This is a genomic window from Rhodococcus sp. WB1 (assembly GCF_001700945.1).
Classification (GTDB): Bacteria; Actinomycetota; Actinomycetes; order Mycobacteriales; family Mycobacteriaceae; genus Rhodococcus; species Rhodococcus aetherivorans.
In genome coordinates this window covers 5465704-5478649 of the sequence record NZ_CP015529.1, presented here as the reverse complement: position 1 = coordinate 5478649, position 12946 = coordinate 5465704, and the positions used below count along the sequence as shown (strand labels likewise).

The 12946-nt window shown below is 69.4% G+C and carries 11 protein-coding genes; 4 read left to right on the top strand and 7 right to left on the bottom strand.

Features of this window, described 5'->3' with window-relative positions; genetic code table 11:
- The first annotated feature begins 13 nt into the window (after positions 1-13).
- Positions 14-3229 carry a BTAD domain-containing putative transcriptional regulator gene (locus A4U64_RS24590; RefSeq protein WP_198163353.1) on the top strand — a complete coding sequence of 1072 codons (3216 nt, stop codon included), beginning with the start codon at positions 14-16 and terminating at the stop codon, positions 3227-3229.
- Here the strand turns inward: A4U64_RS24590 and A4U64_RS24585 are convergent.
- Positions 3174-3869 (bottom strand): hypothetical protein, encoded by a 696-nt coding sequence (locus A4U64_RS24585; RefSeq protein ID WP_029546795.1) that lies wholly within the window; start codon positions 3867-3869, stop codon positions 3174-3176. The genes A4U64_RS24590 and A4U64_RS24585 overlap by 56 nt on opposite strands.
- 251 nt (positions 3870-4120) lie before the next feature.
- On the opposite strand from A4U64_RS24585, the gene trxB reads away from it, so the two are divergent.
- From trxB to A4U64_RS24570, 3 genes are all read left to right on the top strand, one after another.
- Positions 4121-5089, top strand: coding sequence for a thioredoxin-disulfide reductase (trxB, locus tag A4U64_RS24580; protein ID WP_006934439.1), 969 nt, complete (start codon positions 4121-4123; stop codon positions 5087-5089).
- 31 nt (positions 5090-5120) lie between these two features.
- Positions 5121-5450 (top strand): thioredoxin, encoded by a 330-nt coding sequence (gene trxA / locus A4U64_RS24575; RefSeq protein ID WP_006934442.1) that lies wholly within the window; start codon positions 5121-5123, stop codon positions 5448-5450.
- 127 nt (positions 5451-5577) lie between these two features.
- Positions 5578-6762, top strand: coding sequence for an N-acetylmuramoyl-L-alanine amidase (locus A4U64_RS24570; RefSeq protein ID WP_065923256.1), 1185 nt, complete (start codon positions 5578-5580; stop codon positions 6760-6762).
- Between the two features lie 9 nt (positions 6763-6771).
- Here A4U64_RS24570 and A4U64_RS24565 read toward each other — a convergent pair whose 3' ends face one another.
- The 6 genes from A4U64_RS24565 to yidC all read right to left on the bottom strand — a co-directional run bounded on the left by A4U64_RS24565 (position 6772) and on the right by yidC (position 12914).
- Positions 6772-7461, bottom strand: a complete 690-nt coding sequence (locus A4U64_RS24565) for a hypothetical protein (RefSeq protein ID WP_050036223.1) — start codon at positions 7459-7461, stop codon at positions 6772-6774.
- A 57-nt stretch (positions 7462-7518) separates the two neighbouring features.
- Entirely contained in the window at positions 7519-8577 is a 1059-nt protein-coding gene (locus tag A4U64_RS24560) for a ParB/RepB/Spo0J family partition protein (RefSeq protein WP_065923255.1), read from the bottom strand.
- Positions 8574-9578: a ParA family protein gene (locus A4U64_RS24555; RefSeq protein WP_065923254.1), complete on the bottom strand. Its 1005-nt coding sequence runs from the start codon at positions 9576-9578 to the stop codon at positions 8574-8576. The genes A4U64_RS24560 and A4U64_RS24555 overlap by 4 nt, the downstream gene beginning before the upstream one ends.
- A gap of 837 nt (positions 9579-10415) precedes the next feature.
- Positions 10416-11096 carry a 16S rRNA (guanine(527)-N(7))-methyltransferase RsmG gene (gene rsmG, locus A4U64_RS24550; protein ID WP_065923253.1) on the bottom strand — a complete coding sequence of 227 codons (681 nt, stop codon included), beginning with the start codon at positions 11094-11096 and terminating at the stop codon, positions 10416-10418.
- Between the two features lie 132 nt (positions 11097-11228).
- The gene (locus A4U64_RS24545; protein WP_029546800.1) at positions 11229-11774 is read right to left on the bottom strand and encodes a Jag family protein; all 546 of its coding nucleotides are present in this window, start codon (positions 11772-11774) and stop codon (positions 11229-11231) included.
- 21 nt (positions 11775-11795) lie between these two features.
- Positions 11796-12914 (bottom strand): membrane protein insertase YidC, encoded by a 1119-nt coding sequence (gene yidC, locus A4U64_RS24540; protein WP_006934450.1) that lies wholly within the window; start codon positions 12912-12914, stop codon positions 11796-11798.
- Between the last annotated feature and the right edge of the window lie 32 nt (positions 12915-12946).

Genomic DNA, 12946 nt, shown 5'->3' with positions numbered 1-12946 from the left:
TGGACGGTGGGCGGTGACGAACGCGACGACCCCGCCCGTGCAGGTGCGGGTGCTGGGCGCCGTCGCCGCGCTCGTCGACGGGCAGCCCGTCGCCCTCGGCGGTCCCGTCCGTCGTGCGCTGCTCGCCCGGCTGGTGGCGGCACGCGGGCACCCGGTCTCCGCCGACCGGCTCGTCGAGGACCTGTGGGGCGGGGCACCGCCGGCCAAACCGGTGGCGGCGCTGCAGGCGCACATCTCCCACCTGCGCCGGGTGCTCGGTCCGGGCCACGACCCGCTGCCACGGAGCGCCGCCGGGTACGCGCTGAACCTGCCTGTCGCCGCGGTGGACGCGTGGGCGTTCGAGGACGCCGTCACCCGCGCCGTCACCGCACCCCACGACCGGCTCCGGCACCTCGGGCAGGCCCTCGAGCGGTGGCGGGATCCGCTGCCCGACATCGATCGATATCCCTGGGCGGCAATCGAATCCGACCGGCTCGGGGAACTGCGCCGCACGGCGGTGGAACAGTACGCCGAGACCGCGCTCGAACTCGGTGCTCCCGTCGCGCCGCTGATCGCGTCGCTGAGCGACATCGTCGCGGCGGACCCCGGCCGCGAACGCGCCGTCGGGCTCCTGGCGCGCGCCCGGTACCGCGCCGACGGCCCGGCCGACGCCCTCGCCGTCATCCGCCGCTCGCGGCAGTACCTGGCCACCGAACTGGGCCTCGACCCCGGTCCGGCACTACGGGCCGCCGAGCACGAGATCCTCACCGGTACGGCCGGTCCTGCCCGGGACCGAGCGCCGATCGCCGACCACGTCCGCCCCGCCGAACTCGGCGTCCTGCTGGACGAGGCCGGACGCGCCGCCCGCGGTGAGACGCGTCTGACGTGGCTGGCCGGGGAACCCGGGGCGGGCAAGACCCATCTCACCACGCTGCTCGCCGTCGCCCTCGAGGGCGACGGCTGGCAGGTTGCCCGCGGCAACTGCCCCGAGGTGGACGGAGCGCCACCGGGGTGGCCCTGGATCGAGATCCTCGACGCCCTCGCCCACACCGACCCCGACGGCACGGCCACGATGACGTCCCGGCTGGCCGTGCCCGGCACCGGCCTCGACACGTTCGGGCTCGCCCGTTCGCTCACGCGGCACCTCGGCCGCATCGCCGCCGACCGTCCGCTGCTGCTCGTCTTCGACGACATGCACCGCGCCGACGAACCGACCCTGCACCTGCTGCGCCTCACCCTCGCCGCCCTGCGAACCCGGCGGCTGCTCGCCGTCGCCACCTATCGGCCCACCGAGGCGGGGAGCGAACTCGCCGCCGTCCGCGCGGCGACGAACGCATGCCCCGGCCGGCAGATCCGCCTCGCCCCGCTGACCGACGACGGCATCGCCCGCCTCGTCCGCGAATGCGGCGTCGTCGCCCTGGCGCCCGAGGACATGGCGTTGCTCGTCGCCCGGACCGACCGAAATCCGTTGTTCGTCAGAGAATTTGCTCTGCTGATCGCCGACCGGGGCGTCCGGGCACTCCATCACGACGTGCCGGCCGGGATCGTCGACGTACTGCACCACCGCATCCACACGCTGCCCGAGGCCACCGTCGCCGTGCTGTCCGCGGCCGCCGTCCTCGGACGCGAAGCCGACCTGGACGTGCTCGCCGCGATGTGCGGAACCGACCTCGAGTCCCTCCTCGAGCCACTCGAGCCGGCCCTGCGCGCCCGCCTGCTCGAGGAACCCGCGCCCGAGCGGATCCGGTTCACCCACAATCTCGTCCGGGAAACCCTGTACGCGGGGCAGTCACGCCTCCGGCGCACCCGTCTGCACGGCGCGGCCCTCGCGGCGTTGTCCGCCCTGCGGCCGGCCGAGGTGGCCGCGACGGCACACCATGCGGCGCTCGCGGCCACCCCGTCCACCGCCCACCACGCCATCGCGCACCTCACCGCGGCGGCCCGTCGCGCCGACGCTCTCGGCGCCCGAGCCGATGCGGTCACCCTGTGGGGCGCTGCGGTGTCGGCACACGAGATGTCCACCGTCGTACCGGAAGACGGCCTGCTGCCGCTGCTCACCGGATACGTCGGAGCGCTCGCCCACACCGGCGACGTGGTCACCGCACGCGTCGTGCGCCAACGCGCCGTGGATCTCGCCCGGCGGATCGGTGACCCGCCGGCCCTCGTTGCGGCGCTCACTTCGTGGTCCGCGCCGGTCACCTGGACCGTCCGGGTCGACGACGAACCGGACCGGCGCATCCTCGACCCCGTGCAGTCACTCCTCGCCACCACCGCCCTCGGCGACCACGACCGGGTCCTGCTGCTCGTCACCGCCGTCTTCGAACTCGAGGGCGCCGACTCGGTGGCCGCCCTCGCCGCGGCCCGCCGCGCGCACGCCCTCGCGCGGGGGACCGCCGGCGCCGGGCTGCGCTGCCGTGCGCTCAACGCCCTCGGATTCGTCGCGTACGGCCCGGACCTCGTGGCGCAGCGGCGTGACATCGCCGCGGAACTCCTCACCGTCGCCGGCGACGCGGGGGACGCCGCGTATCAGGCGCAGGCACACTTCCAGTGGTTCCTCGCCGCCGCCGCAGACACCGAACTCGACGAGGCCCGTCGCCACGCCGAACTCGCCGTGCGGTACGCGGCCGGCCGGCAGCTCTCCCAGTTGCTCGGCGTGGTCGAACTGTTCCGAGCCCTGGTGCGCCTCCTCGCCGGCGACGAGGACGGCGCACAGCGCGGATATGACACCGTCGCAGCACAACTCGAGGCGGAGGGTACCGCCTCGGCCCGGTGGATCGGTACCGTCGGACGCATCGGTGTGGCCACGGCGCGCGACGACTTCGCTCCGCTCGTCGCCGAGTTGTCCGCACTCGAATCGGCACGGCCGCACAGTGTCCGGTTCCCGTTGGTCCTCGCCCTGCTCGACAGCGGTGAACACGAAGGGGCGCGGCAGTTGTGGCGCGCCCAGCGGCCGTTCCGGCGCGACTACTACTGGCTGGCCATGACATGCCTGCGCGCCCGTGCCGCGGCCCGGCTCGCGGACACGGCGACGGCCCGGGACTGCCATGCGCAGTTGCTGCCGTTCAGCGGCCGCATCGCCGGCCTGGATTCCGGCTCGTTCCACGCCGGCCCCGTGGACGCTGCCCTCGCCGAGACCGCGGCGCTGCTCGGCGATGCGGACTCGGCACACCGATTCCGCGATGCGGCCGCGACACTCACCGCGACGGTGTCGGCACAACTGCACGACCCGGCGTGGGCGGCGTGGCGTTGAGCCCGTTCCGTCGTGTCGCGGACAGGACGCACAGCCCGATCGCCGCGAACGCGCAACCGCGTGGAATTTCGACGACCAGTCCGGTCACGCCCGGCATCGCCGGAATCGGCAGCAGGAGAACGACACCGCCCGCCGCCATGAGGGCGCCGATCCACACCGGTACCGCACGCGAACGGATCAGCGCGATGCCGAACAGGATCATGCTGCCCATGAAGACGAGTCCGCTGACGGTCTGCAGGAGCACATAGGGCTCGTAGTCGAGGAGGGTGTCCGACCCGGAGATCGCCCCTGCCGTCGCCGGATCGCGCGAGAACGGCACGGAGACGAAGGCTTCGATCACCAGGTGCGAGAACGCCACCAGCACCGAGGACAGGAAGTATGTGACGTACGCGACGAGACCGAGCATTCCGGTTCCGGCGGCGACCCAGGCGTACAGCGCGGGCACACCGAGCATCAACAGCAGCGTTCCCGACAGCAGGAGGACGTGGGGGAGGGGATTGATCGGAGCGGACAGCGCCGGCACCGAATGCGCGGCGCCGTCGACGACGGGATGCAGGAGGCCGCCGGCGAGGTTCAACGGGAACGCGGCGACGACGGACACCGCGCCGAGGCGGTACAGCAGTGCGGGAGTTACGGTCATACCGTCAGCGTGACGATTCGGCCTTGCGGTTCCCTTGCCGTCCGCTTGCCGTCCGGGTGGGCAGGGTACGCCTCGGTGTGGCGTGACGCACGGCACTCGAGGAACAACACCCCTTACCCTGTTGTTGACCCATGTTGTGGACCACTGACGTCTTGTGGACCACTGACGTCCCGGTCACGGGCCTCCAGGCTCGACCGTCCCGTATCGAAGTACCAGCAGACAGAAGTACCAGCAGACACCGGAAGGCTCGCATGACCACTGAATCCACGATCCACGACCTGATCATCGTCGGTTCGGGCCCGGCCGGATACACCGCCGGGATCTACGCCGCCCGCGCCGAGCTGTCCCCGCTGCTGTTCGAGGGAACCCAGTTCGGCGGCGCCCTGATGACCACCACCGAAGTCGAGAATTTCCCCGGCTTCCGCGAGGGCATCACGGGACCGGACCTGATGGACCAGATGCGCGAGCAGGCCCTGCGCTTCGGCGCCGACATCCGCACCGAGGACGTCGACGAACTCGACCTGACCGGCCCGGTCAAGAAGGTCGTCGCCAACGGACAGACCTACCACGCCCGCGCCGTCATCCTGGCGATGGGTGCCGCCGCGCGCTACCTCGGCATCCCCGGCGAGGAGCAGCTCCTCGGCCGCGGCGTGTCCGCCTGCGCCACCTGCGACGGCTTCTTCTTCCGTGACCAGGACATCGCCGTCGTCGGCGGCGGCGACTCCGCCATGGAGGAAGCCACCTTCCTGACCCGCTTCGCCCGCAGCGTCACCCTCATCCACCGCCGCGAGGAATTCCGCGCCTCGAAGATCATGCTCGACCGCGCCCGCGCGAACGAGAAGATCCGCATCGTCACCAACGCCAAGCCCGTCGAGGTGCTCGGCGACACCGCCGTCACCGGCCTGGTCCTCGAGGACACCGTTACCGGCGAGCGCAGCACCCTCCCGGTGACCGGCATGTTCGTCGCGATCGGCCACGACCCGCGCAGCGAACTCGTCCGCGGCCAGATCGACCTCGACGACGCCGGCTACGTCCAGGTGCAGACCCCGACCACCGCCACCAACCTGCCGGGCGTCTTCGCCGCGGGCGACCTCGTCGACCACCTCTACCGCCAGGCCATCACCGCCGCCGGCACCGGCTGCTCCGCCTCGCTCGACGCCGAACGCTGGCTCGCCGAGCAGGAAGACCGCCACCCGATCACCGTCAACGCCGGATACTGACCCCTTCCACACCCATCGAGTAGGAGCCATCGTGGCCGAGAAGAACACCGTCACCATCTCCGACGCCTCGTTCGTCGAGGACGTCCTGCAGTCCGACAAGCCGGTACTGGTCGATTTCTGGGCGACCTGGTGCGGCCCGTGCAAGATGGTGGCTCCCGTTCTCGAGGAGATCGCCGGGGAGCACTCCGAGAAGCTCAAGATCGCCAAGCTCGACATCGACGCCAACCCCGCCGCGGCGCGCGACTACAAGGTCATGTCGATCCCGACGATGATCCTGTTCTCCGGTGGCAAGCCGGTGAAGACGATCGTCGGTGCGAAGGGCAAGGCGGCTCTCCTCCGCGACCTCGCCGACGTGCTCTGAGTCACCGTTTCCCCGTCGACACGGATGCGCCCGGATTATTCGTGATCCGGGCGCATCTGCGACAATCGAACGATGGTCTGGTGTCACACCGGGCACAGCAGGTCAGCAGCACGGAAAGGGCCGAGACATGCACCGACTGCGCTACGGCGACCATGGCCCTGCCGTCGCCGAAATCCGGAGCACCCTCACCGGCCTCGGATTTCTGCACGGCGAGTCCGACGTCTCCGCCGGCGACAGCTGGGTGGGCTCCGATGCGGTGTTCGACCGTGAGCTCGACAGCGCGGTGCGTGCGTTCCAGCAGCAGCGCGGTCTGCTCGTCGACGGCGTCGTCGGTCCCGCCACCTACCGGTCGCTGAAGGAAGCCTCGTATCGGCTCGGCGCCCGCACCCTCATCTATCAGCTCTCCGCACCGCTCTACGGCGACGACGTCGCGACGTTGCAGCGGCGCCTGCAGGATCTCGGGTTCTACGTGGACCGGGTCGACGGCTACTTCGGGCCGCGCACCCACGAGGCCCTGAGCTCCTTCCAGCGGGAGATCGGCCTCGCACCCGACGGCATCTGCGGCGCGGAGACCCTCCGGTCGCTGGAACTGCTCGGCACCCGGGTCACCGGCGGATCGCCGCACGCCATCAGCGAGGAGGAGATCGTCCGCCGGTCCGGTCCGCACCTGAGCGGCAAGCGCATCGTCATCGATCCCGGCCTCGGTGGCCGCGACCACGGCATCATCGTGCGCAGCCCGCACGGCGACATCTCCGAGGCCGACATCCTGTGGGACCTCGCTCGTCGCCTCGAGGGCCGCATGGCCGCGACCGGAATGGAGACCTTCCTCTCCCGGCCGTACCACGCGAATCCGTCGAACATCGAGCGGGCCGGCACCTCCAACGCGTTCGGCGCGGACCTGATGATCTCCCTGCGCTGCGACAGCAGCCCCAATCCGGCCGCGAGCGGCATCGCGAGCTTCCATTACGGCAACGCGCACGGCTCCGAGTCGATGATCGGTCAGGTGCTCACCGGCTTCATCCAGCGCGAGGTGACGGCCCGCACGCCGCTGCGGGACTGCCGTAGCCACGGTCGCACCTGGGATCTGCTGCGCCTGACGAACATGCCGACCGTACAGATCGACCTCGGCTACCTCACTAACACGCAGGACGCCGCGGTCCTCGCCAACCCGCGTTCGCGCGACATCATCGCCGAAGCCATCCTCATCTCGGTCAAGCGGCTGTACCTGCTCGGTCAGGACGACCAGCCCACCGGCACCTACACCTTCGCCGAACTGCTCGCCGAGGAACTGTCGATCACCGAGACCCGCTGAGCGGTTCGCTCAGCGGGTCGCCCCCACCGGGGTACGCCCCGACATTCCCGCGACGGTGAGCGCGGCCTCCTCGAGCAGTCGATCCAGCGCCGCCTCGACCCCCACCTTCCATTCGTGGTCGCGGTCGAGTTCGAGCCGCAACCTCGGGAAGCGGTGGTGGGGAGCGACGACCTCGAAACCCATGTCCTCGAGGAAGCCGGCCTCGACCATGCACTCGGCGGGGGAGCAATCCCGTGCGGCCGTTGCCCCGGGAACGTCGCTCTCGTCCTCGCCGGCAGTCCGATACCCGAACGCCTCGATCGCGCGCACGTTGCGGCGGACCAGATCGGAGATCACCGCGCGGATCAGTGCCGCCCCGAGATCGCTGCCCTCCGCGAGCGGCTCGATCCGGACGGTGGTCAGCAGGATGGCATCCGCGCTCACCGGGGACGTCGGGAACAGCTGAGCGCGCGGCACCATGTTCGGCGGGGCATAGAACGCGCTACCGGCGGGCTTGTCGTCGAGCGTGGCGACCTGGGCGCAGGAACCCCACTGGAGCATGACCATCGACAGCCATGCCTCCTTCTCGAACTCCGGATCGTAGAACCCGCCCGCGTCGTGTACCGCCGCGGGGTCCATCTCCCAGAACACACAGCGCCGGGCGTGTGCCGACAGCTGATCCATTCCGCCCAGGGTGAGTGTTGTGACTCGAGTCGACACTGGGTTACTCAGCCTCCAAGTCCGTATCCTCGACTGTCGTCCTGACGTGCCGAGGCGTCAAGAGGGGTTGGCCTGAGATTCCATCATCGCCACGATCCGCTCCAGGTCGTCGACCGAGCCGAACTCCACAACGATCTTGCCCTTGCGCTTGCCCAGGCTGACTGTGACACGGGTGTCGAAGGAATTGGACAGGCGCTCCGCGACGTCCTGGAGGCCGGGCATCTGGATGGGCTTGCGGCGCTGCTGCGGTGCGGGGTCCTTCCCGTCGCCGCGGTTCGCCAGCATGACCGCCTCCTCGGTGGCCCGCACGGAAAGGCCCTCGGCGACGATGCGCGCGGCGAGCACCTCCTGGGCGTCGGGTCCGGCCTCGAGCGACAGCAGCGCGCGAGCGTGCCCGGCGGAGAGCACACCCGCCGCGACCCGCCGCTGGACGGGGATCGGCAGCTTGAGCAGACGGATCATGTTGGTGACCACCGGCCGGGATCGGCCGATGCGGGCCGCCAGTTCCTCGTGGGTGACGCCGAACTCCTCGAGCAACTGCTGATACGCCGCCGCCTCCTCGAGCGGGTTGAGCTGGACCCGGTGGATGTTCTCCAGCAGCGCGTCACGCAGGAGGGACTGGTCGTCGGTCTCACGGACGATCGCCGGGATCGTGGCGAGACCGGCCTCCTGGCCGGCACGCCACCGGCGCTCGCCCATGACGAGCTGGTACCGCTCTCCGTCGAGCCTGCGCACGACGATGGGCTGCATGAGCCCGAACTCACGGATGGAGTGGACGAGTTCGGCGAGCGCCTCCTCGTCGAAGACCTGCCGCGGCTGGCGCGGGTTCGGCTCGATCTTGTCCGCATCGATCTCGAGGTAGACCGCTCCGGCGGGGGAGGGGAGGGGCGTGTCCGCCGGCGCCGGGGCGCCGTTGCCCGCGGCCTTCGCGGCCGGGGGAGTCGCCTGTTCGGTGGCGGTGGCCTTGTTCGACGTGGTTTTCGGAGCGGCGTTCTTGCGGTTGTCGCCGATGATCACGTCGGCCGCAGCGTTACCGAGGCCGGGGGCGGCCGCCGGGCCGGTCGGAATCAGCGATGCCAGACCCCGCCCCAACCCGCCTTTGCGTGTCGCGCTCATTCGTTCCCCTGCTTCTCGTTCCGGTATCCGCGTGCCGCCAGTTCGCGTCCCGCGTCGAGGTAGCTCATCGCACCGCGCGAACCTGGATCGTAGTCGAGAACAGTCATCCCGTAACCGGGAGCTTCCGAGACCTTCACGCTGCGGGGGATGACGGACCGCAGCACCGCGCTGCCGAAGTGGGCGCGAACCTCCTCCGCGACCTGATCGGCGAGCTTGGTGCGGGCGTCGTACATGGTGAGCAGCACGGTCGAGACGTGCAGTTCGGGATTGAGGTGCGACTGGACGAGTTCGATGTTGCGCAGCAGCTGGCCGACCCCCTCCAGCGCGTAGTACTCGCACTGGATGGGGATGAGCACCTCCTTCGCCGCCACGAGCGCGTTGACGGTGAGGAGACCCAGCGACGGCGGGCAGTCGATGATGACGTAGTCGAAGTCCTCATCGCCGAGCGCGGCGGGGGAGAGAGCGTTCTTGAGACGGTTCTCCCGCGCGACCATCGAGACGAGTTCGATCTCGGCGCCGGCGAGGTCGATGGTGGCCGGGATACAGAACAGGCGCTCGCTGTGCGGGCTCTGCTGGATGGCTTCGGCGGCCTTCACCTCCCCGAGGAGCACCTCGTAGCTCGACGGGACGCCGGAGTGGTGCGGCACCCCGAGGGCGGTGCTGGCATTGCCCTGGGGGTCGAGATCGACGACGAGGACGGTCAACCCCTGAACGGCGAGGGCCGACGCCAGGTTCACCGTGGACGTGGTCTTGCCGACGCCACCCTTCTGGTTCGCGATCGTGATGACGCGGCGGTGCGCCGGCTTGGGGAGTGCGTTCACGGAACTCGGGTGAAGTACCTGGCTGGCTCGGTGCGCGGCGGCGCCGATCGGTGTGTCCAACGGCGAGAGCCCCTCGTACGGAATCGGAGAGAACTCGTCCTCGACGGACTCGGACGCGGCTCCCGTCGGCCTCTGCGCCTCGGTTTCACGTGAAACAGCGGATTCAGATCCACCCGACATTGACCGCTCCTTTGTTGTCGACACACCCGGTTGGCACGGTACATCCCCCTCGCGAAACCACGCCGGTGGTCCACGACCGGCCACCCCGGCCGGCCACCGTTTCGGTCCCGCGACCGGGCGGAGTGAGCCGAGGCGTAGTGGCTGATGCGTGAACTCGGAAAGCGGGTTGCGCCGGCGCAGGTTGGCGACCCTGCCGGCCCACTCCGTTTCCTCGTTTCGACCAGTATCCCATCCACCTTCCGGAGGAGTGCGACGACGTCGCCGACGAAGATGATGTTTCACGTGAAACCTGACGTTTCACGTGAAACAGAGATCCCCGCCGGTGTCGTTTCACGTGAAACGCCACCGGGTGGCGGCGGCGGACCGGGCGCCATCCGAGCGGGCGGGAAATTATCTGTCACAGTGACGAAATGCCATCGAGTGGATGGATGGGCGGTTGCCGCGAAAGATCCGCACTCCCGGACGAATTCCGTTCGTGATCCCAAAAGCCAAGGCAAGCAACAACTTCGGGCGAAACTGGGATCAAAGGAACGGCAGACGGCGGACTTCCACGCGGTCTCGGCGGCGCAGAACCGGAGTTCGCAGTCGAGGAGGGGATTTCCGGACGCGGCGCACGCGGTGAGCGGCGGGTGATGCAGGTGCCGTCAGGATGTGGCCTTCCGCGTCACGCCATCGGGACGCGAGGGGCGGCTCGCACGGGTTGCAGCGACAACAGTGGCGCCTGCTCGAGAGAATCGTTCAGCTCGAGAGTCTCGAGTCGCGCACATCTCGAGTCGGCGCACTCGAGGCGGGAGACCGCTCGAGTGGGGGAGGGGGGCGGTTTCACGTGAAACCTGATCAGCGCTTCTTGCGCCGTCGCACCGGCCGCGGCATCCGCTCCGCCTTCACAACGAGGGTGGGGGTCTCGAGCAGACCCACGCCGCACTCGAGGACCTCGAGGTTGCCGGCACCGAGACGGACGAGTTCGTCGCGATCGCGTTCGATCTCCTCCGCCGCGCTGGAGCCCTTGAGCGCCAGCATCCGTCCGCCCTCGTGCACGAGCGGCAGCGACCACTTGGCGAGCTTCGCCAGCGGCGCCACCGCACGCGAGGTGACGACGTCGGATCCGCCGGCTTCCTTCACGACGCCGGGCTGCTCCGCACGGCCGCGGATGACGAGCACGTTGGTCAGGCCGTGCGTTTCGACGAACTCGGCCAGATACACCGACCGTCGCAGCAGGGGTTCGACGAGGGTCACATGCAGATCGGGGCGGGCGATCGCCAACGGGATACCCGGAAGCCCGGCACCGCTGCCCACATCGACGACACGTTCGCCTTCGTCGATCAGTTCACCCAGCACTGCGCAGTTGAGCAGGTGGCGGTCCCACAGGCGGGGGACCTCGCGCGGACCGATGAGACCGCGCTCCACACCGTCGGTAGCGAGGGAATCCCGGTACTGCTCGGCAAGAGCGAGTCGCTCACCGAAGACGCGAACGGCGATCTCGTGGATGCGCGCCTCGTCCTGTTCCACGTGAAACATCCTCTCCCGACGACACTGGCCTCGAAGAAAGGAGGGATCCCGACGCACCCGCCGAGATCCCTCCCACGCACTGCTGTCCGATCGATACTGCTGTCCGATCGATACTGCTGTCCGATCGATACTGCTGTCCGGTCAGTTCTTGACGACGACGACCCGGCGCTGCGGCTCGGCGCCCTCGCTCTCGCTGGACACACCCTCGATCTTGGCCACGGCGTCGTGGACGATCTTGCGCTCGAAGGGCGTCATCGGGGTCAGCTCCTCGCGCTCCCCGGTCTCGAGTACCCGCTTCGCGGCGGCCGTGCCGAGCTGGCTGAGCTCTGCGCGCTTGCCCGCCCGCCACCCCGCGATGTCGAGCATCAGCTTGCTGCGCTCGCCGGTGACCTGCTGCACCGCGAGGCGGGTGAGCTCCTGCAGGGCATCGAGTACCTCGCCGTCGCGGCCGACGAGCTTGGACAGATCCTTGCCGCCGTCGATGCTCACGACCGCACGGTCGCCCTCCACGTCGAGATCGATGTCGCCGTCGAAGTCCAGGACGTCGAGCAGCTGCTCGAGGTAGTCGCCGGCGATTTCGCCCTCCTCGATCAGGAGATCGTCCTCGGAGTCGGAATCCGCATCGAGATCCGGCGTCTCGGTGGTCACGTCGGCATCCTCCTGTGCCTTGTCCAGGTCACTGGCCATGATTCGCTCTCTCTTCTTCGGTCAGCGCCGCTTGCGCTTGGAGTTCTTCGAGCCGCTGGGGCGTTTCGATCCGGCGACGTTCTTCGGGCCTCCGGCCGGCGGGGCGGACGGCCCGGCACCGCCGGAGGTGTCGTCCGCCGCCGGCTTCTCCAGCGAGATCTCCGAAGCGTCCGCGGCACCGGCGACAGCGTCCTCCCCGGTGGTGGACGGAGCCTTCTTCTTCGCGGCCCGATCGGGACGGGCACCCGGCTTGGGGGCGTTGTCGCTGCGGCGTGCGATCGCGGCCTGCTTCTTGGCCTCTTCCTCCTGGTCGATCTTGCGGAAGACGATGTGCTGCTGGGCGTAGGTCCAGATGTTGTTGCTCACCCAGTACAGGAGGATGGCGATCGGCAGGAACGGGCCGCCGACGATGACGCCGAGCGGGAACACCCACAGCGCCAGCTTGTTCATGATCGCGGCCTGCGGATTCGCCGCGGCCTGCGCGCTCTGCCGCGCGACGGAGGCGCGGGAGTTGAAGTGGGTCGCGATGCCCGCGACGATCATCAGCGGAATCGCCACGAGCGCGATGTCGAGGCGGGAGGGGATGCCGCCGAACGGCTCGAACGCCACCAGCGACGCCTCGGGCTGGGTGATCCACGCCGAGATCGGCGCGCCGAACAGGCGCGCACTGAGGAAGGACTGCACGTCCTCCGGGCTGAACGCATAGTTTCCGAGCTGGGCGTTCTCCTCCGGTGACAGGCCGAGCTGACCGAATCCTTCACCGGTGCGGTTGAACGAGCGCAGCACGTGGAACAGACCGATGAACACCGGCGCCTGCAACAGGACCGGGAGGCAACCCATCAGCGGGTTGAAGCCGTGTTCCTTCTGCAGCTTCTGGAGTTCGACGGCCTGCCGCTGCCGGTCGTTGGAGTACTTCTTCTGCAGCGCCTTGATCTGCGGTTGCAGTTCCTGCATCTGCCGCGTCGTCCGGACCTGCTTGACGAACGGCTTGTACAGGATCGCGCGCAGCGTGAAGACGAGGAACACCACGGACAGCGCCCACGTCGCGCCGTCGTCGGGTTCCAGTCCGGGCAGGGCCGTGAAGGCGTTGTGCCAGACCCAGAGGATCCAGGACACGGGATAGTAGATGAAGTCGAGCACGGCTCTATGTACTCCTCAGGTCGTCCAAGGTC

Coding starts and splice junctions, on each gene's coding strand:
- A4U64_RS24585 (WP_029546795.1), bottom strand. CDS start 3,869: ATGACCGTAACTCCCGCACTGCTGTACCGCCTCGGCGCGGTGTCCGTC.
- trxB (WP_006934439.1), top strand. CDS start 4,121: ATGACCACTGAATCCACGATCCACGACCTGATCATCGTCGGTTCGGGC.
- A4U64_RS24570 (WP_065923256.1), top strand. CDS start 5,578: ATGCACCGACTGCGCTACGGCGACCATGGCCCTGCCGTCGCCGAAATC.
- A4U64_RS24560 (WP_065923255.1), bottom strand. CDS start 8,577: ATGAGCGCGACACGCAAAGGCGGGTTGGGGCGGGGTCTGGCATCGCTG.
- A4U64_RS24555 (WP_065923254.1), bottom strand. CDS start 9,578: ATGTCGGGTGGATCTGAATCCGCTGTTTCACGTGAAACCGAGGCGCAG.
- rsmG (WP_065923253.1), bottom strand. CDS start 11,096: ATGTTTCACGTGGAACAGGACGAGGCGCGCATCCACGAGATCGCCGTT.
- A4U64_RS24545 (WP_029546800.1), bottom strand. CDS start 11,774: ATGGCCAGTGACCTGGACAAGGCACAGGAGGATGCCGACGTGACCACC.